This is a genomic window from Nocardia sp. NPDC057455, from assembly GCF_042802775.1.
GTDB lineage: Bacteria > Actinomycetota > Actinomycetes > Mycobacteriales > Mycobacteriaceae > Nocardia.
On sequence record NZ_JBHVDM010000057.1, the window covers coordinates 1 to 18,047 of the forward strand.

The following is an 18,047-nucleotide window of genomic DNA, read 5'->3' on the forward strand; positions in this document are numbered from 1 at the left end:
CCGACCGTGGACACCGGCGCCAAGCGGCGCGGCCGGATGCGCGGGGTGGTTGGACCCAACACCTACACCGCCTAATTGAACTCCTGATACAGGGGGGGGGCCCGCTCGGTATTCCGGTGCGGGCCACCCGCGTCTTCGCGGCTTCCTAACTGCTGCCGAACATGCCCGGCCCGAACCCTTGTCCGTAACCCTGCCCGAAGGGGCCGCCGTATTGGTTGTAGCCCCAACCGAATAGCGGGTTGTTGTTGCAACTCCAGTTCTGGAACGGACCGAAATCGCACCGGTTGTAATAGGGGTCGTACCGGACCTGAGCGACCCCGGGGGTACTCGGGGTAGCCGAGGCCGGCATCGCCATCGCGGTCAACGGGATTGCGGCGATCGCAGCGGCGACGGCCACTCGGGCCGAGATGCGGCGTGCGCTGATTGTGGAGAACAACGTAAATCCTTTCGACTCTGCGGCGAGCGTTCCGCCCGCCATCCCCCGTGCGGGCCTGTCCACGGCCTAACCCCCGAGGACAGGTTCGGATCCACGGCCACCGCCTCGCGGTCGCGCTTACCGACGGGGCAACGACTGCACGACTTCACTCTTGCGCACTTGCCGCGAAAGGTCACGGGTGTTTCCTCCCCTGCGGGCCAAATCGAACCGCGGCATTAGGGGCTGCCCCTATGCGAGTTGCTGGTCGATCGCGGACCGGTCACATGGTGATTCACGAGGACGTCGGAACTCTCGATGATGTGAGGTCGCGCTGGTCTTGCCCGGTCGCCGGCTCGTTACTCGCTCGTACCGATGCCGGGGCCTAAGGTTCTCCCGGACAACGGGGTCAGGTAGCCGAAGATTCTCTGACCGAACGGATGGTGAGCCTTGCCCAACCCCACCGATATCGACCCGCACGCGACCGTCTCGAATCCGGCTTCGGCCGGTCGGCGTCCCGAGGCGATCCACCGCTTTCTCGTCCAACCCGCCGACGCGGGCATCGTGGGATCGGTCGACGGCGGCAAACTCCTCGAGTGGATCGACAAAGTCGCCTACGCGGCCGCGGCCCAGTGGAGCGGCCGCTACTGCGTCACCGCCTACGTCGGGAACATCCATCTCGACCGGCCCATCGCGGTCGGTGAGCTGGTCGAATTGCATGCCGGTCTGGTCCACACCGGCCGCACCAGCATGCATATCCTCGTCACGGTCTATTCGACCGATCCCACCCGGGTGAAGCCGGTGCAGTCGGCGCAATGCCTGACCATCTTCGTCGCGGTGGACGACGACCGGCGCACCGTCGAAGTCCCGCAATGGAATCCGACGACGCTGCTCGAATCGCAGCGGCACCGGCAGGCCCGTGCCCGCATCTCGGTGCGCAAGCACATCGAAGAGGCGATGGCCGCGCAGCGATACACCTCCGAGGGCACCGCGCCGAGCGCCACGCTGCGGTTCCTCGCAGCGCCTTCGGACATCAACTGGGGCGGCAAGGTGCACGGTGGCCGGACGATGCGGTGGATCGACGAGGCGGCGTACGTGTGCGGCGCGGACTGGGCCGGGCAGCGCGTCCTCACCTCCTACTTCGGCGGGATCCGCTTCTACCGGCCGATCGTGATCGGTCACGTCGTCGAGGTCACCGCGCGGTTGATCCACACCGGCCCGCGCAGCATGCATGTCAGCGTGCACGTCACCTCCACCGACGCGCATTCCGACGAACCCGCGCTGGCGGCGCACGGCCTCGCCGTGGTCGTCGCGGTGGACGACGACGGAAAAGCGCGAGCCGTGCGGCAGTGGGACCCGGTTTCCGGAGAGGATCGGGCGCTCGACGCGCACGGCAGGCACCTGATCGAACTGCGGTCGTTGGTCGAACCGTTCACCACGGCGAGCGCCGTGCCGTCCGACGCCGAGCCGAGTCATTTCCGGATACAGGGACCCGTCTAAGCTAGTTACCGATGAGTAAGTTCTTCGTGTCGGTCGATGAGGTGACCGAGCGCCTCACCGAGACCGGGTACCTCCCGTCCCTCGATATCGCCACCGCCGTGTTCCTCGCGGGCCACCTCGGCAAGCCTCTGCTGATCGAGGGTCCGGCGGGCGTCGGCAAGACCGAGCTGGCCAAGGCCGTCGCCGCCGCGACCACGTCCGACCTGGTACGCCTGCAGTGCTACGAGGGCATCGACGAGGCCCGCGCCCTCTACGAGTGGAACCACGCCAAGCAACTGCTCCGCATCACCGCCACGGACGACGAAGGCTGGGACAGCACCCGCGACCACGTCTTCACCGAGGAGTTCCTCCTCGCCCGCCCGTTACTGGCCGCCATTCGCAACCCACGTCCCACGGTGCTGCTCATCGACGAACTCGACAAGGCCGATGTGGAGCTGGAAGGGCTACTGCTCGAGGTGCTCGGCGACTATCAGGTGAGCATCCCCGAACTGGGCACCGTCACCGCCGTGCGCAAGCCGTTCGTCATCGTGACGTCCAACGCCCACCGCGAACTGTCCGAAGCGCTCAAGCGCCGCTGCCTCTATCTGCACATCGATTACCCGACAGCGGAGCTGGAGCGGGCGATCGTGCGGATGCGGGTTCCGGAGCTGGACGAGGCGCTGGGGGAGCCGGTGGTCCGCGTGGTCGGCGCGTTGCGTCAGCTCTCGTTGCGGAAGGCTCCGTCGATCGCCGAGACCGTCGACTGGGCGAGGACATTGGTCGCCCTCGGTGCGCGCAACCTGAGTGGCAGCGTTGTCCGCTCGACGCTCGGTGTGCTCTTGAAGTATCAGTCCGACCATCGCTCGGCGATCGAGGAACTCGGGCTCCTCGATATCGACGCCGAGCAGGGGAAGGCGGCACAATGACGCTGGTGCTCGATCATGCGGCCGGGTCCGATTTCGTCGCTCCGGTTGATGCCACGCCTCCCGCAACCGGGATCATCGTCGCCGCATCGGAGCCTGCCATGGGCGCTGCGCAACCGGGCCTCGTAACCGGACCAGATCCCACCCGTACCGGCGGCCGTGATGATCTGGCAGCGAGACCCAACCGCTGGACGGCCGATCGCCTGACCTCGACAAGTCGCGGCGAACCATGAGTACGGCGGAACGATCCGAGAGGCAGGCGAAGAGCCGTCCCGACTCGATGACCGACCGGCTCGTCGAGTTCGTCGGCCTGCTACGCGACCACGGAATCAACGCCGGACCCAGCGAAACCATCGACGCGGCCGAGGCGATGGTCGCCCTCGGAATCGCCGACCGTAACCGCCTGCGCTCCGGCATGGCAGCCTGCCTGCTGCGCCGCAATAGCCAACGTGCCGTGTTCGATCAGCTCTTCGACCTCTACTTCCTGACCGCGCAGCAGCCACAGTCCGCCGACCCGTCGACACCCGAATCCATCGAAGCGCTGCGCGATCGGCTCGTCCACGCACTGGCACAGGACGATTCGGAATCGGTCGCCGAACTGGCTCGCCAAGCGCTGACCGAACTCGGCGGCTACGGCGGCGCGGGAACCGGGCAGTCCTCCGCACCGGTCACCACCGCGTCCGGTGCCGGCTGGTCCTCCTACCTGACCATGAAAGCCCTACGCCCGGAAGAACTCGTCGATCGCATCGTCGCGGGCATGAACGGCTCCACCCGACTCGACACCACCGTTCACACCATCGAAGCCACCCGCCGCCTCGCCGCATTCCGCACCGCCGTCCAGACCGAGGCCCGGCTGCGCTCGGCGCAACTGCGCGGCACCGAATACATCGCCCGCCGCGGCGTCGACACCAGCACCGACCAGATCGATTTCCTCGGCGCCCGCGAACAAGACCTCGCCGAAATGCGCCGACTGGTCCACCCTTTGGCCCGCAAACTCGCCACCCGCCTCGCCGTCCGCCGTCGCAAAGCCGTGCGCGGCCAGATCGACCTGCGCCGCACCCTGCGCCGCTCGATGTCCACCGGCGGCGTCCCGATCGACCCGGTCCTGCGTGCCCGCAAACACGGCCGCCCCGACCTGGTCGTCCTCGCCGACATCTCCGGCTCGGTCACCGGCTTCGCCGAATTCACCCTCCAACTGATCCAAGCCTTGCAAGACCAGTTCAGCAAAGTCCGCAGTTTCGGTTTCGTCGACACCTGCGACGAGATCACCCACTTCTTCACCCCCGGCGAACCGCCGACTCCCGGCACAGCTGCCCGAATAGTTCGCTCCACGAAGGTCGCTCGCTTCGGCAGCTCCAACTACGGCGAAGCCTTCCAAGGGTTCCTCGACAATTACGCCGACGCGCTCGGTCCGCGCACGTCGGTGCTCATCCTCGGCGACGGGCGGACCAACCGCACGGACCCGAATCTCAACGCGGTGCGGACGATTGCCGACCGAGCGAAACACACCTACTGGCTCAATCCGGAACCCTCGCGGTCGTGGTCGACGGGGGACTCCGCAGCCCTCGTGTACGCGGAGTGCGTGACGATGCACGAGTGCCGGAACGTCCAGCAGTTGACCGAGGTCATCGCGCGGTTACTACCTGCGTAGGGCCGCGAATACGTTCCGGCGAGGGCGATGGCTCGCCCCCACCGCATCGAAGGCGCACCTGCGCGACTTCGCCATCGGATTCGAATGCCGGCTCCCGAATCACCTACCGAAGGTTGCCTGACAGGCGCGCTAGTTCGTCACGAGAGCGAATCGTTCCGCGAATTGCGACAATCGGTCGTGCTGCTCGTCGGCGGTCACCGGAGGCAGGTTTACGACGATCCGGGTGACGCCATGTTCCGCGAGTTGCTGGACCTGCTCGACCGAGAGATCGGCAGAGCCCCAGCGGGTGTACTCCAGGGCGGCGGGGTCACGGCCCGCTTCCGCGGCCGCCTTGCGCGCCAGCTGGATTTGCAGCTCGCGCTCCGCGTCGTCGAGCATTCCGCCCGCGAAGTAGCCGTTTCCGCGTAGACCGGCGCGGCGGGCGGCAGCCCGGCTGGATCCGCCCACGTGGATCGGAAGCTCCGCTACTTCGAGTGGTTTCGGGTAGCTGCAGAGATTGTCGAAGGCGTAGAACTCACCGTCATACCCGACCCCCTCGGGGCCGCCCGACCACAGCAGCCGCAACACATCGATCGCCTCGTCAGCGCGGCGACCGCGGGTGTGGAAATCGACTCCCATCGCCTGCGCTTCGCCCGGCAGGGCGCCGAGGCCGACGGTGAGCAGTCGCATGCGACCTTTGGACAGGACATCGATGGTGGCCAAGCGTTTGGCAAGAACCACCGGATGACGATATGGCAGCAACAGGACGCCGGTGCCGAGCAGCAGCCGTTGCGTAGCTGCGGCGACGAAGCTCAGGCAGTCCAGCGGATCGAAGTAGGGCGACGTCGGGGGCAGTTCTCCGGCACCGTACGACGCGCCGGGGTACAGAACGATGTGGTCCTGGAGATACAGGGCCTCGAAACCACACCTCTCGGCATGCTGGGCAAACCCGACGAGTCGATCGGGATCGGTCCCGTTGAATAGCGTGTTGTAGCTGATCGAGAATTTCACAAGCCACTCCTCTGTATGCGCATCGGCGGCGGAACCATCGGCGCAGTTCGGAGCTGTCGGGTGAGTCAGCACGTACGCGGAGGCCGCGATGCGGCCCGCGCGCTCGCTGCCAGCGCACCAGACTCTGCCGTCCGTAACACCTCGAACATGCGAGCGCTCGTCCCGGAACGATCCGCCACCTGCCCGACCGAGATGCGACCTCCTCACCACGCCAGCGTCGCAACGGTAAACCTTGTCGTCGACGTCAAGGCAAGACCGGGCGCAGTAGGATCTTCGTCGGCAACCTCGACGCAGCTCAGGCGAGCCGCGATCATCCGGCCGCAACGGCGACGATCCCGAATCGCGGTCGCGCGCAGAGCTTCAGGTCAGGTAGTGGTCGACGACTTCGCGACGCTCGTCACCGGACGCTCAGGTCACACGGCCGGATGTGACGAATTCCCACCGTCATATGTGATCCAGGTCATTGCCCGAGCGGGCGTGGTTGGGCATCGTCGTCACTTCGCTTCGGAAGAACCTGGTTGGAGATGCCTGAATGGCCGACCACAATTTTGCTTACGACCTCACGCTGGACGAGGCACGACGGCGCAGCGCCGTCGTCGCGGCGCTCGGGGACGACTGGGATCCGGTCGCGGTGCTCGCCGAAGAAGAGCTGGCCAACGACATGCTGTACTCGAATCTCGACGATGAGCAGCAGCGGATCTACGAGGAACTCGTCGGGGCCGGGATCCTGCCGGATCGGGCGACGCGCAAGGTCGCCGACTGATCCCACCGCCGAGTACGAACCATGACAGGCGTTCGGGACGCCGCCTCGTGACCTGGCTGCCCCCCGGCTGAGATTCGATGGATGCGCGGTGATGCGGCTCCCCGGCCATTTTCGAAGTTGGCCACGCGGCTATCCGAGGCTCGACCGGGGGGCTGAGCCTGCGCGGGAGCGACGGACATGAGCACCGCATCGGCAGGTAGGAACCCGAGACGATGTGGCGATCGACTCCCTCCGAGATCGCTGTTGCGACCGGTCATCAGGTTGGCTACGAGCCGACGCCGCCGGTGCCAGGACGGCCCTTGCCGAGCACGCCGCGCTGAATCGTGCCGCCACTGGTCGGAACGCCTCGGTCGTGGACTGCGGTTCCGCTCGGGCGCAAGAAGGTCCCGGCGGCCAGGACCACCGCGGCGCCGACCGCCGGGTACACCAGGGCGTCGGCGTGCCGATACCAGAAAGGGGCGTAGCGGCTATCGGTGGTGTCGCAGAGGTCATCGATCACCCGGGTGTCCGTTGTCTGGTCGACACAGATCCCGACGTGGATCGGCTGCGCGGTGTCGGTGGTCGGGGTGATCCGAGAAGTGGTCGTCGACGGTGGGGTAGTGGTGGTCACCGGTGGAGTCGTGCGAGGCGGGGACTTCGAGGTGGTCGCGTAGATCGTGGTGACGATCGGGCGAGGCGCGGCGGTGCCACCAGCCCCGCACCCACTCGACACAAGCGCCATAGCCACCAAGGCGGGCAAGGTGTACGAGACACGCCGCGACGCCATAGCCCGCTTCTGACGATCGCAGCCCGATGCGCCGCTCATTCCTCCCCTTCCGGTCCACCCGAAACCACGGTCACGAACCGCCCGATGCTAGCAACGAGCCAGAGCGCGCACGATCGATCCGCGGTTCGTGAAATGCCAATTGCCAGAATGTTTTTTCCCGCTCAGGCCCCAAGGATCGTCCCATGCCGAAGTACGCGCCGAACAACCGGAAGAACTCATCAACGCGAAGTGCGTGACAATGCGCGAGTGCCGGAACGTCAAGCAGTTGACCGAGATCATCGCGCAGCTCCTGCCGTGACTCGGTCGCTGAGACAGCGTCCTATCCGGATGCGACCCGAACTCGGTTCCGGGTGCGGTGCATTCGCCGATGACCGCTCGTTCGTCAGTACGTGGCAGCACCCCGCTGGTCCACGCGAGGCTGCTGAAGATCGCGCACCAGAACATCGAACCGCGGGGCACCCGGCCAACCCGGTCGGAGAGTGCCGACGCGATACCACCCCCACCGGCGATAGTTGCGGTACGCCCGATGATTGTCCGGGCGGACCAGGAGTGTGGCGCGCTGCTCGGGCCGGTTCGCGAGCAGTTCGTCGTGCAGAGTCCGTGCGATACCCCTTCCGGTGAACTGCTTGCGCACCATGACCTCGCTGAAAGCAAATGTGCGCGAACCGTTCTCGACCGTGAACACCGTGTGGTCACCTTCGTCGAGTCGCAGTCCTTCCCACCACGCGGTCTCGGCGGTGAGCGGCCAACCCCACGCCTGCCCGCAGAGTTCGCCATCGAGACGAGCGATCACCAACTCGAACGCACCCGCGCGGGCGGGATCGGTGTAGGCGTCGAACCGGTGCATGAACGCCTCGGGCGACTCGAACTCTGCGCCGGACTCGATCGCATCGACGTAGGAGTCCCGGAAGATCAACTCGACTTCGCCGCGCAGTTCGCGCGCCTGTGCGGCGGTGTAGTGCTGGAGACCAATGCCCTCTATCGGCCCGGATCGCTCGGGGCTCATGCTGTGACCACTCTCTCTGCCAGCTCATCGAATCGGGTCGTGAACTCCTCGGATCGGCCTTCGGCCGCGGCACGAACCGATTCGAGCCTTCGCAGGATGCGAGTGGAGGACACCGCCCCTTCGAGGTCTGCGAGCACCGATATCCCCTGATCGACGGCAGTTTGTACATCGCCGATCTTCGCCAGCGCCGTCGCCGAACCTGCGCGATAGCTCGCGGAGTTGCGGGCTCCGGCGTGTTCCAGCGCGAGTCCGTCGAACAGATCAGCGGATTTTGCGTGCTCGCCTAAACGCCCGTGGGCTCGGGCTTCGTGGTACCTGATTTCGGTGGCGTTGACGAAGCGCAGCCATGGCGGGCAATCCTCACGCGACTCGTGATCCACCGCAAAGTCGAATTCTCGCCAAGCTGTGGCGATAGCTTTGCGGTACGCGGCCCGGTCACCGAGAACTCCGTACGCCTGTGCCTCTCGTGTGGCGATGAGGGCATGGATGCGGCTGGGCTCGTGAGCATGGCCTCGCGCGAGTTGCCGGGCGCGGCCGGCGAGATTGAGCGCACGATGCGGGTTGGCCTCCTCGTTGCGTAACCGTGAGACCGCCAGCAGTGCGGCGTTCATGCACACATGCACGGTGAGTGGGTCGTCACCCGCCTGGTTCGCCAAGCTGAAAGCGTCGGCGTAGCAGCGGCGAGCGAGCGGATACAGGTCGGAGTCGTAGGCGAGCCACCCCGCGATGGTCGCGAGTTCGCTTGTGGCACGGATAAATTCGCGCCCGGCTTCCACGGAGAAAGCGCATGTGTCGAGCAGGTGCTTTGCGGTTTCTAGGGCTTGGACGGCGGTCTCCACCAGTGATGCGCCGCCGATGTCCTGTTCGCGGCGTCCGAGGTAGGCGGCGAAGTCGTTGAGCCGCCGCGCGTCGGCGACACCGATGCGCGGCGGAACAGTGTCGGTGTCGCCCGCCGGCGCCAGGAAGGCAGCGCCCATCAGAATTCCGAATTCGCGTCGCTTCACATCAACCTCGATTTCCGCCGCGCCGCGCTGGTCGCTCATATCCCTATCCAGGCTATCGTCCGCTGCGCTGGTGGGCAGCCGACGAATCAACGATGTTGCCGCCTCGCGTACGTCGTTGATCTCGGCGCGGAAACGGGCGCGCTGTTCGTCCGTGAGCCGAGCGAGTTCCGTATCCAGTGCGCTTGCGGAGTCATTGCGTACTGGCTTGTCCGCAGTGGCGCGCTCCCACTTGCGAATCGTCGCCACCTGAAAGCCCGTTCGCTCCGCGAACTGCTCCTGCGTCAGCCGAAGGGCCGCCGAGCGCAGTGCCCTGACCTCTACCTTCGTCCATTTGCTGACAATCATGCTCACCCCCTGTTCGCCCCTGCATGCTTGGTGGCGCAAGCGTATTACGTTCGTGCGGCTTTCATGTCTGGGATCGCACGCCGAACTCGGCGACGCTGGAGGAGGCCCCGCCGCCGGGTCGAATCCAGACTTTCACAGAGTCCCCGGCGGTGGGTGCCTACCACGTTGATCCAGCCGGAGGGACACCGAATGAGTTTGCCGAACGACATCAAGGACACGCCGTTGTCGGTGTGCCACTTCTACCGGACGGTGTGTGATCTACCCGCTGAGGTAGACCCGCCGCATACGGGGAGGATCGTGATTCGTACCGGCGTCGTGTGCGGATTCATGATGCCCGCCTTCATCGGTTCCGAGGTGAAGGCACAGATGCAGTGCCATGAACAGGAGACAGGTCCGATTCTGACGCATCCGCGCTCTCAACGCTGGACCTTCCTGGCGCATGCGGATCTTCCCGATGCGATCGGATTATTCGCGGAGATGTCGCGGTTGCAGGTATCCATCATCCGCAGTGGAGGGATGATCGCTCTTCCCGGTCCGGGCCGGCGCCCAGGTTTGTTCCGTGCATGGGTACAGCCGCCGCGCGACTCGTTCCGCCCGTCTGCACGCGCCGTGGTTGCTGCAATTCGGGAATGTGTTGTGCAGCAGACCAGCAAGCGGAGGGGGCTGGTACGCCATGCCGGATGACGCGCACGGGTGCGGTCCGGAATGCGAACCATGGATCACCGCCACTCATTGTGGTGTGGCGAAGTTCGACCACGCGACCGGCGAACTCCTGGCAGTGCGCTGCCCGTCGAAGACCTGCTGCGACCTTGTTGTGCCACTTGTCTCAGGCCGGATCGCACCGCATGCTGCACCGGTCGGTGCGGCACACGATCGGTGCCCATGGATCGGCGTTCGCGTAGTCGATGACCGTGCTCTGTTTCAGGCCGAAATCGCCGCGCCACGCCCAACCGACCTGTGCGTTCCCGATGACCGGTGGTCACAACCATGAACTCCGACGCCAGAGCGGAGGCGGAGATCGATGTGCTCACCGACGTGCTGACCACACTCGGCAAGGCCGCCAACACGCACGTCGGTCGTAGACTCGGCGACGCCGACCGTGCGCGCCTGTTCGCCGTGGTGCTGTACGAGTTGATCGTCAGTGCGCGCAACGTGGCCGGCCCCGACGCCGGACGGTTGTACGCCGCGCCGGTCCTCGATCCGATTATTGAAGGTCTCGCAGTAGCCGAGGAGGTATCACCGTTGGACCTGTTGATACCAGCGCTGCTGAACCTCCAGACCCCGCCTTAGCCAGGTGTCGCGGACGATCGGTCGCCGAGCATGCCACGCAGCGGCCCCAATGCTGTGACGATGCGTAGTCGCCGCGACGAGGCCTTCGGACTACGGCGAGGGAGAGCCCGATTCGCCGAATACATGTGCTGCGCGGACTGTTGCTTCTTCGGCAGGCATCCGCCCGCCTGCCGACAGCACTCCGACAACTGTTTCCTTCGCGATCTCCACAAGTTCTTCGTCCAGCGCTGATTCGTCCAGTGCTTCGAAGACGACGAACGGAGCCAGGCGAAGCAGCCGCTTCAGGAAATCTCGCAGTATCTCCCGGTCGGTCAGCCCTTTCAGATCCATGCGTCGCCACACTCGCAGGATCGACTTGATCAGGTGCGGACTGCCGCCCAAGGCTGCGCGCCGCGCGTAGATCTGGTCGAATGCTGCTTCGCCGAGGACTTGCAGCGCCGAATACGGGTCGGAATCGGCTGGGGAGTACACGAGGTGCGCTCGCCACCACATCCTACCGAACACATGACGAGTGAGATCGGAGCCGAGGACTCTGTCGACCGGCGGTCTAGGATAGCGCCAGTGGGCGACGTCGGGTAGGACGATCAATGCCAGAAACGCCCACACATCGCCGGCAGCGGCTTCCGCAGGCGCGATTCGCATTTCCTTGTGCAATGCAACGGCGAGGCTGAGATCGAAGGAAACCTTTTGGCGGGCGTCAGGTGGCTCCGGGAAGCCGGACTCCTTGGCCAGGTCGATGACGATGTCGCGAAGGGATCGCAACTTCTCCTGGTCGACTCGGGTGCCACCGGTCGCAACAAACACCGCTGATTCGTCCGCGATCGCCCAACGGTCGTGCAAGTCGAGCGGGGTGAGTTCTTTGTACTCGGTTGCGAGCAGTTTCGCGCGGTGGCGGAGCAACCGAGGGTACAGAAGTGTCATGCGACCCCCTCGAAAATCTTCACGGCCGCCTGCAACTCGGAGGCGAACAGGTTCGGGGACTCTTGTGCTGCCAGCCGGATGTCCGTGATCGACCGGCCAGGAAACAGTCGGCCGAATAGTTCCTGCAGTGTGGCACCCAAGGTTTCATCAATGTAGTGGGACTCATCGCCGAACTCGGCGAGGCGCAGGGCGTGGTCCACCATGGTGCGAGCCACGTCGGCATAGAGCGCGGACAGGGCGATTTTGTCTTCTACACGCGGGCTGCCTGCGCGTTGGAGGGCTTCTGTGATGACGGTCTTTTTTTCATTGACGAGCAGAAGGAGAGAGCCCATCGTCGCCGCATCGAGGTTCGTGCCGATCTCCAAATGCCACGCAGCGCCGCCGGGAAAGTTTGTGCGGTCGAAATCAACTATGGCGACCGGGAATTGGGGAGCATCACCTTGGAGGCGAATCTGGCTTCGGTCACTCCACAGAACCGAGCCACCGCGGCGGGGTGCTACCGGGCGACCACCGCCGTGTCGGCGCCGCGCAAGTACCAGCGCGGTGTCTAACAGCACGACACCGCCTAGGTCCGCGCCCGGAAGATCGGCTCGTAGTTCAACTTCGCCGTTCTCGGGCACCGCTGTGCGCATCACCGTTCCTCTAAGTTTCGATCCGGTAGATGTCCAGATCGCGGCCAGCACGAGTTCGGTACTCGGGTCCAATGTCGATTCGGCAAGGACTCGGCGCAGATCGACGGTGATAACTCGGCGCAGACTCAGTGTTGTCTGATAGTCCCAATGGGGGTAGGACTCCGGCAGCGGCAGTTCATTGCCGTCGACCGACAGCAACCACTCACCTGCCTGTACGGCGGTCGGTGACGGCTTCTTGTAGGGAAGAACGCGATGGGCCATCAGCCGACCGCCTCGGTGTAGAGCACGATATCGGTCATGGTGTCGGCCGCAGGCTTCACCACGGCTTTCCAGATCTGGCCGTCGCCGCCTTCGATGACGTATGACGGCACCTGATGGATCTCCCCGTGTGGGTCCTGCCAACCGACGAGACCTGGCATCTCGGCACCGGCGGGCGGGTCCATCTCGAGGCCACCGTCACTGTTCAGGGCAACGGCCAGATCGACGGTGACTCGTTGCGGAATGCCTACCGGCACCCGGAAACGCTGCACTACCACGGCATTTCCCCACAGTTCTTCGGGCTCGGGTTCACCGATATATTCGATCTTCGGGCGTCGCCGCCTTTGTTTGACGAGCTTTGCGGGCTCGGCGAATGGGTCGAGGTCGGAAGGATCGGTATCTCGCGCATGCCCGGCCGAGTCGCCAGGTTTACGTCCTCCGACGCTCGCGGTGTCCGGGGGCTCCAACTCTTCGACCTCTTGCCGTCGTCCACTCGGGCGCCGCGCGGGTGTCGGCCGAGCGGGCGGCGCGGTGTCACCTGGTTTGCCGTAGTCGGTGGCCGCCCCGATGCCCCACGCGCCGCCCACCAGAGGCGAGAGTCGTTCGCTGGCCGCTCCGAGAGACACCCGAGCGACCTCGACCCCGCTACTACCACGCGGCCCGAACATCTCTTCGACAGCTTCTCTCATGCGTACGAAGGTCATCTTGACGAAGGAGTAGTCGGGATAGTCCAGTGACTGATAGTTCCAATTGTCATGAGTCGGTGGCTCAGCCGCCGCATATACTTCGTCCATCGCGGGATCGGCGCGGAAGACACCCGCATACGCGGAGTACTCGCTCGCGGGTTTGGGACCGGGCCAATACGTCACCACCAGTTCGGCCGGGCGCATCAAACAGACGTGATGCACCATGCCGTTCTCGAAGCCCGCCATTCTCTCGGCGTCGGTGGGTTCGAACCGCTGCGCCATCGACTGGTGCAAGGCAAACCGCCCGAGCAGCTTCTTCGGCCTGCGACAGTGCAATTCTTGTGCCTCGCTGCCGACCATCTTTCGATAGGCCGAGACGAACAAGCGCAGCGACTTCATCTCAGCGGGTTCCGGCACCTTGTACTCGATACCGTCACAAGTCACCGAGAACCGCATCGGAACAACGCCACTCCGGTGAGGCATCATCTTCGGCCACAGCTGGCACGTGATCGTCTCCGCGAGATAACGGGCTACGTTCGCAGGTTCGGCACCCTCCAGATCCGGATCGAGGATCACGATCGTCGTTCCGGTCTCGGTGGCCTCGAACGGCCGTAGTCCTAGTTTTCGGGCCATCGCGTCGGCTTCGGCACCGAGGAGTGGCTCGATCACGTCCCCAGATGTGTCACCCCACCAGTGCCTACCGGTATAGCGCCGTTCGCGGTCGGATTCCTTCGCGTCATAGCTCTTCCACAGCGCGGCCCCCATCAGGCGGGTCTCATAGCGACCCTCGTATTGACATCTGGTGTGCACCAGAATCGTGCCCGATTTCGAGACGAGATACAGGATGCCCTTGCCGAAACCGTAGGTGCCGCCGCCTAATTCCTGATCACGTGGTTCACCGATATTGCGAAGAAAGGCAACGAAATCACGTCGACTTTCAGTGACTGCATCGGCTCGCGTCGGCCCTCCGAGTCCTCGGGTTCCTCGATCCGAAATCGACAACACGCGGATAGTGGGCTGCTGCAATGAGTCACGTAGCGGAAGAACCTGCTTCGCAGGAGCCCGACGCAGCAGATTGTCCCTCCAGGCGGGTGCATCGGCAGCGCTGACGGTCCGAAGATCGATGCGATAGTCCACCGAAGCGTCATCACTGCGGCGAGCATCCCAGCTGTTCTGCACTGATTCACGCACCAGGATGGTCAGGTGGTCGAGTTCAGGCTTGCCGAGTTGATTTCTGATGCCTTCTGCGGCGCTGGCGCCTTCCGGCGGAAACGGTTGGGATACCCAGGCAGGCGGGTTCACACATGCTCCTCGATCATCACCCGGATATGTCGTTCCACTTGGCTGTCCTCCATGGGGCCAGGCGTGTCACCCGAGAGGTCGATCGTGTAGTCGACATCGCGCACATTTGCGGAGACCGAGGCTGCTGCCAGGTCGATAGTGGTCAATCTCGGAAACGCGATATCGACGTTGTACCAGCGCTGTTCGTCGACCTGGTACCGGGCATGGCGGTAGTGGTCGTCATCAGCTTTGCGGTACCCGATTGATGCCAGCTGATTGAGAACGGCCGTCTCGTCGTCGGATAGCTCGAGCACGCGATTGATCAGATCGAGGAAGCCGATTCCTTCACGCACGGTCGGCTCCAGCCGAACCCAGACCAGCCCCAGGGTACCGTTGGCAGGAGGCTCCAACTGATCAAGGCCGTGGATTCGGATCTGACGACCGTTGGTGCTTGTCGATGTCTTCACCTCGATGGCGCCCGCGTCGGTCGCGAAATCATGACGATAGCCCGACGGCCCTCTCCACAAGAGGTGAGCACTGCTGTCATGTTCGAGAAGGCGCGCCAGCACGATCAGTTCACCGAACAGTCCGGCTCGTTGCTCCGGACCCAACGGCGGACCAGGGTTCTGGAACAGCGCCTTCCACCGATCGAGTACTCGGTTGAGAACCTTCAGCGGATTCTCGGGAGCCGCCTCGGTGGCGATGAGTACATCACCGCACAGCGTTGTGAAGATGTCGCTGAGATCCGGACGAAGACAGGCCAGATCGGCGTAGTCGTGTCTCGCCCGGTCGTCATCGAGGGTCCGCTTGTGCAACATCAGGACCGGTCCGTTGAGGCCTTTGCGTATGTTCTGATGCGCTCCGACCGGCACGAGCAGGTGCCGGTTGCCTGCGCTGTCGAGCGCGGCCGCCAGCGACCCGTTCGACGTCGGAACGGGTAGCTCGGAGACGGCAACGACCGACTCCATCGATGGCGGGTGGTGTTCGAGGCGTCGCCAGTGATCGTCCAGCACTCCTCGGATCTCGGACGACATCAGATGTCCTCGGCTTCGAGGGCGCTGAAGTCCTCCTCCTCGATCTCGACGCCGGACAGGTCTGCCGAGACGTAGTTGGCCTCCCATGCAACGGTGCTGTCGTTGTCCTCAGGCTTTGGGAAGACCAGGCCTACTCCGATGACGTGCTCTGGTGCATTCAGCGGTTTACGGCTGAGTTTTGGCGGTTTTGGATCCGAAACCTTGTCGATCGGGTACAGCACCAACAGTCCGGCGTCGGGTTGCTGTTCGGTACGAGCGTCCTTGATCTCTTCTTCGCTCGTGCTGGTCGTGATGCCGTCGAGATCGAGGCCTGCGTCACGACGGCTCATCAGTGTCTTGATGTCGGCGTAGTCCGGGGTAGAGGTGATCGAATCGATCTGAGATCGAACGATCGTTCCCACGCCGACCTGTGGTGCGAAGTCGAACCGCTCCGTAGCTTCATCAGCCGAGTTTCCGACCACTGCGATGTTCCAACGCCGGAGTGTCCCCGCGTTCCGAATGCGCTTCTGGATGTATCCGGCCATCAGCTCCGCATCGCATTCCTGCGACCGCTCATGGAACTGGTAGTCGCGTAAGAAGTCCAGCACGGCGTCACTCGACACATCGCGGATGAGATAGCGACCGTCCGCTCCGCTTCCCTCGACGCGACCCACTCGTACGGCCTCGCTCACGAGCTGGCGTGCTGCGTCTTGATTTTGCAGCAGCCATTCGGGTTCCAGTCGGAAGTATCGGGTTTGGACACGCAGTCCGCCATAGGAGGACGATGCCGACACCGCGTCCTTCATCTTCGCTGCTGCCGTCACCCGCAGTGCGGGGTGCGTCCGAAGACGGACCGCGAAGTTCATCGGTGTTTTGCCCTCAGTCATGTACACATCGATGTCGCGACGCATCTCGGTCTCGACCGTCGCGAGGTGGCGGAACCAGTCCTCGAGTTCCTTGGTCATCCAGATGCGTGGCAAGTCCGCGTAGCCCTTTCGGTAGCCGAACCAGCGGCCCATCTGCAGCAACGTGTCATATGTGGAGACCGAGCGCACGAAGTAACTAACGGATAAGCCCTCGAGCGTCAGACCACGCGACAGCGTATTGCCGCCAACGGCGATCGCGACCACGGGACCGTTCTCGTAGTCGAGGCGATCGGTGCTCTCCGAGTTGTCCATCACCACGCGACAATCGCGCAGTACTCCCGGCAGTTCTGCCGCGAGTTCATCAAAGGAGACAAACTTCTCTTCGAACTCGGCGGCGGGTACGCGAGAGGTCTCTTCATCCCAAAGTGTGCGCAACTCGCTCCGAAGCACCGGATCCTCCAGGTTGCGTCCGACTTCGGCTCGCAGAGACAGCATCGGGTCTCGGAAGCTGTTGTGGACGGCGGTGCGCACGCTGGTGTGAATCAGCATGGTGCAATGTGGATTTCCGCCGCCGCGTACTCGACGGGCAGCGGTCGTCAACCAGAAATACAGCACTGCGCGGCGCAGGGTTTCCGTGACGGTCGGGTAGAAGCTTTCGGCGTCCGCCCTGGTCTTCGGTCGGACGAGTTCCACATCGCCATCGGGGACAGTACGGATCATGTCGTAACCATCATCGACTTCATTTGGATCTTCGCCGTCCAGCGCGTACCGGCCGAACAGCACCTCAGTACCGAAATGACCTTGCGGCTGAGGCAGATTCACAATGAAGTGCTCGGGATAGAGATCCTCTGCCGCAGGATTGATCAGCAGGTTCGCGAACGGTGAGGCTGTGTAGCCGACGTAGGCCGACTTCGGAAGCGTGTTGAGGATCTGGCGAATCAACGGATTGATCGATTTTGTCGCGACAGTCGCCTGGTCGGCCTCGTCATCGATGATCAGCGCAGGGCAATCTGCCAAGTATTCCGAAGCGTCGCCGAGCCACTTCACCAGTTTGCGTAGCACCGTAGCGTTCTTTTTGACGACACAAAGCACGTGGGTCTTGTTCGATTTGCCGAAAAAGCTGGCTGGATTCGCGGTTGGTCGGAAATCGTGATCGAGGTCGGTGATCTGGGACCACAGCGTGGGGTTCGGCTCCACGAGCTGCTGGACCAAGCGGGCTTGGGTCTGTCTGCGGAGGCCGTTGTGAATCCCTGCGAGCACGATGAACAGCTTGTAGCCGCGATCAGCGGCCTTGGCCATCACGGCGGTGAAGTTGGTGGTTTTGCCGGACTGCACGTAACCGACGACCAGACCGCGCGTCGAGAATGTGCTCTGCCGTGGATGCTGTAGAAGTGAGACAACCCGAGTCGAGGAGCCGTCCAGACTGTCGATGGACGTCTTCGACCAGCCGTCCTTGGCCAGCCCAGCGCTGATCGAGGGCCACAACTTGTCATCGGGATGCGGCCCGGCGTACCAGGTTTCGTAGTTGTCGATTACAACGGAGTGCGGCTCTCGCATCTCCTTGATGCGCACGACCTCTCGCTCGTGACGGTCCACTATTCGCTTGATGACGTCATCGGGCATGTAACCCAAGCGGAGCTTCTTGATCGCCTCGGCCGGCGTATAGGTATCGAGCAACAACCTGAACAAATCGAACAGCTCGTCTTGCTCGTCAATCACATCGCTCACCGGCATCTCCCACTACGTGCTACCCCTACGTCG

Annotated in this window: 17 protein-coding genes; 7 read left to right on the forward strand and 10 right to left on the reverse strand. The window is 63.9% G+C overall.

Annotation, left to right across the window (positions count from 1 at the left end):
* Positions 1-145: 145 nt before the first annotated feature.
* Positions 146-436, reverse strand: a complete 291-nt coding sequence (locus tag ACFU5M_RS22170) for a hypothetical protein (RefSeq protein ID WP_379052208.1) — start codon at positions 434-436, stop codon at positions 146-148.
* A gap of 501 nt (positions 437-937) precedes the next feature.
* Here ACFU5M_RS22170 and ACFU5M_RS22175 point away from each other — a divergent pair.
* From ACFU5M_RS22175 to ACFU5M_RS22190, 4 genes are read left to right on the forward strand one after another with little or no spacing between them, the layout of a single operon-like run.
* The gene (locus ACFU5M_RS22175) at positions 938-1,912 is read left to right on the forward strand and encodes an acyl-CoA thioesterase (protein ID WP_379052303.1); all 975 of its coding nucleotides are present in this window, start codon (positions 938-940) and stop codon (positions 1,910-1,912) included.
* An 11-nt stretch (positions 1,913-1,923) separates the two neighbouring features.
* On the forward strand, positions 1,924-2,817 hold the full coding sequence (locus tag ACFU5M_RS22180; protein ID WP_379052211.1) for an AAA family ATPase: 894 nt from the start codon (positions 1,924-1,926) through the stop codon (positions 2,815-2,817).
* The gene (locus ACFU5M_RS22185; protein WP_379052214.1) at positions 2,814-3,047 is read left to right on the forward strand and encodes a hypothetical protein; all 234 of its coding nucleotides are present in this window, start codon (positions 2,814-2,816) and stop codon (positions 3,045-3,047) included. Before ACFU5M_RS22180 ends, ACFU5M_RS22185 begins: the two co-directional genes overlap by 4 nt.
* 47 nt (positions 3,048-3,094) lie before the next feature.
* Positions 3,095-4,465 carry a VWA domain-containing protein gene (locus ACFU5M_RS22190; protein WP_379052216.1) on the forward strand — a complete coding sequence of 457 codons (1,371 nt, stop codon included), beginning with the start codon at positions 3,095-3,097 and terminating at the stop codon, positions 4,463-4,465.
* Positions 4,466-4,594: 129 nt separating this feature from the next.
* On the opposite strand, the gene ACFU5M_RS22195 is transcribed toward ACFU5M_RS22190, so the two are convergent.
* Positions 4,595-5,455: a TIGR03619 family F420-dependent LLM class oxidoreductase gene (locus ACFU5M_RS22195; RefSeq protein ID WP_379052217.1), complete on the reverse strand. Its 861-nt coding sequence runs from the start codon at positions 5,453-5,455 to the stop codon at positions 4,595-4,597.
* A gap of 532 nt (positions 5,456-5,987) precedes the next feature.
* Between ACFU5M_RS22195 and ACFU5M_RS22200 the strand changes: the two genes are divergently transcribed.
* Entirely contained in the window at positions 5,988-6,218 is a 231-nt protein-coding gene (locus ACFU5M_RS22200) for a DUF6400 family protein (protein WP_379052219.1), read from the forward strand.
* A 265-nt stretch (positions 6,219-6,483) separates the two neighbouring features.
* Here ACFU5M_RS22200 and ACFU5M_RS22205 read toward each other — a convergent pair whose 3' ends face one another.
* From ACFU5M_RS22205 to ACFU5M_RS22215, 3 genes are all read right to left on the reverse strand, one after another.
* Complete coding sequence (locus ACFU5M_RS22205; protein WP_379052222.1) at positions 6,484-6,828, reverse strand: hypothetical protein; 345 nt, start codon at positions 6,826-6,828, stop codon at positions 6,484-6,486.
* Positions 6,829-7,366: 538 nt separating this feature from the next.
* Positions 7,367-7,990: a GNAT family N-acetyltransferase gene (locus tag ACFU5M_RS22210; protein ID WP_379052225.1), complete on the reverse strand. Its 624-nt coding sequence runs from the start codon at positions 7,988-7,990 to the stop codon at positions 7,367-7,369.
* Positions 7,987-9,339, reverse strand: a complete 1,353-nt coding sequence (locus ACFU5M_RS22215; protein WP_379052228.1) for a helix-turn-helix domain-containing protein — start codon at positions 9,337-9,339, stop codon at positions 7,987-7,989. The genes ACFU5M_RS22210 and ACFU5M_RS22215 overlap by 4 nt, the downstream gene beginning before the upstream one ends.
* A gap of 189 nt (positions 9,340-9,528) precedes the next feature.
* Between ACFU5M_RS22215 and ACFU5M_RS22220 the strand changes: the two genes are divergently transcribed.
* Together ACFU5M_RS22220 and ACFU5M_RS22225 are read left to right on the forward strand one after the other, a co-directional pair.
* On the forward strand, positions 9,529-10,023 hold the full coding sequence (locus ACFU5M_RS22220; RefSeq protein WP_379052230.1) for a DNA-directed RNA polymerase subunit beta: 495 nt from the start codon (positions 9,529-9,531) through the stop codon (positions 10,021-10,023).
* Between the two features lie 303 nt (positions 10,024-10,326).
* Positions 10,327-10,629, forward strand: a complete 303-nt coding sequence (locus ACFU5M_RS22225) for a hypothetical protein (protein ID WP_379052233.1) — start codon at positions 10,327-10,329, stop codon at positions 10,627-10,629.
* A 90-nt stretch (positions 10,630-10,719) separates the two neighbouring features.
* Here ACFU5M_RS22225 and ACFU5M_RS22230 read toward each other — a convergent pair whose 3' ends face one another.
* The 5 genes from ACFU5M_RS22230 to ACFU5M_RS22250 all read right to left on the reverse strand — a co-directional run bounded on the left by ACFU5M_RS22230 (position 10,720) and on the right by ACFU5M_RS22250 (position 18,014).
* On the reverse strand, positions 10,720-11,469 hold the full coding sequence (locus tag ACFU5M_RS22230; protein ID WP_379052235.1) for a DUF6339 family protein: 750 nt from the start codon (positions 11,467-11,469) through the stop codon (positions 10,720-10,722).
* A 77-nt stretch (positions 11,470-11,546) separates the two neighbouring features.
* Positions 11,547-12,443, reverse strand: a complete 897-nt coding sequence (locus tag ACFU5M_RS22235; protein ID WP_379052237.1) for a hypothetical protein — start codon at positions 12,441-12,443, stop codon at positions 11,547-11,549.
* A complete protein-coding gene (locus tag ACFU5M_RS22240; RefSeq protein WP_379052240.1) occupies positions 12,443-14,428 on the reverse strand; it encodes a hypothetical protein in 1,986 nt (661 codons plus the stop codon). Before ACFU5M_RS22240 ends, ACFU5M_RS22235 begins: the two co-directional genes overlap by 1 nt.
* On the reverse strand, positions 14,425-15,528 hold the full coding sequence (locus ACFU5M_RS22245; RefSeq protein WP_379052242.1) for a PD-(D/E)XK motif protein: 1,104 nt from the start codon (positions 15,526-15,528) through the stop codon (positions 14,425-14,427). Before ACFU5M_RS22245 ends, ACFU5M_RS22240 begins: the two co-directional genes overlap by 4 nt.
* Complete coding sequence (locus tag ACFU5M_RS22250; RefSeq protein ID WP_379052244.1) at positions 15,441-18,014, reverse strand: Z1 domain-containing protein; 2,574 nt, start codon at positions 18,012-18,014, stop codon at positions 15,441-15,443. The genes ACFU5M_RS22245 and ACFU5M_RS22250 overlap by 88 nt, the downstream gene beginning before the upstream one ends.
* Positions 18,015-18,047 lie beyond the last annotated feature (33 nt).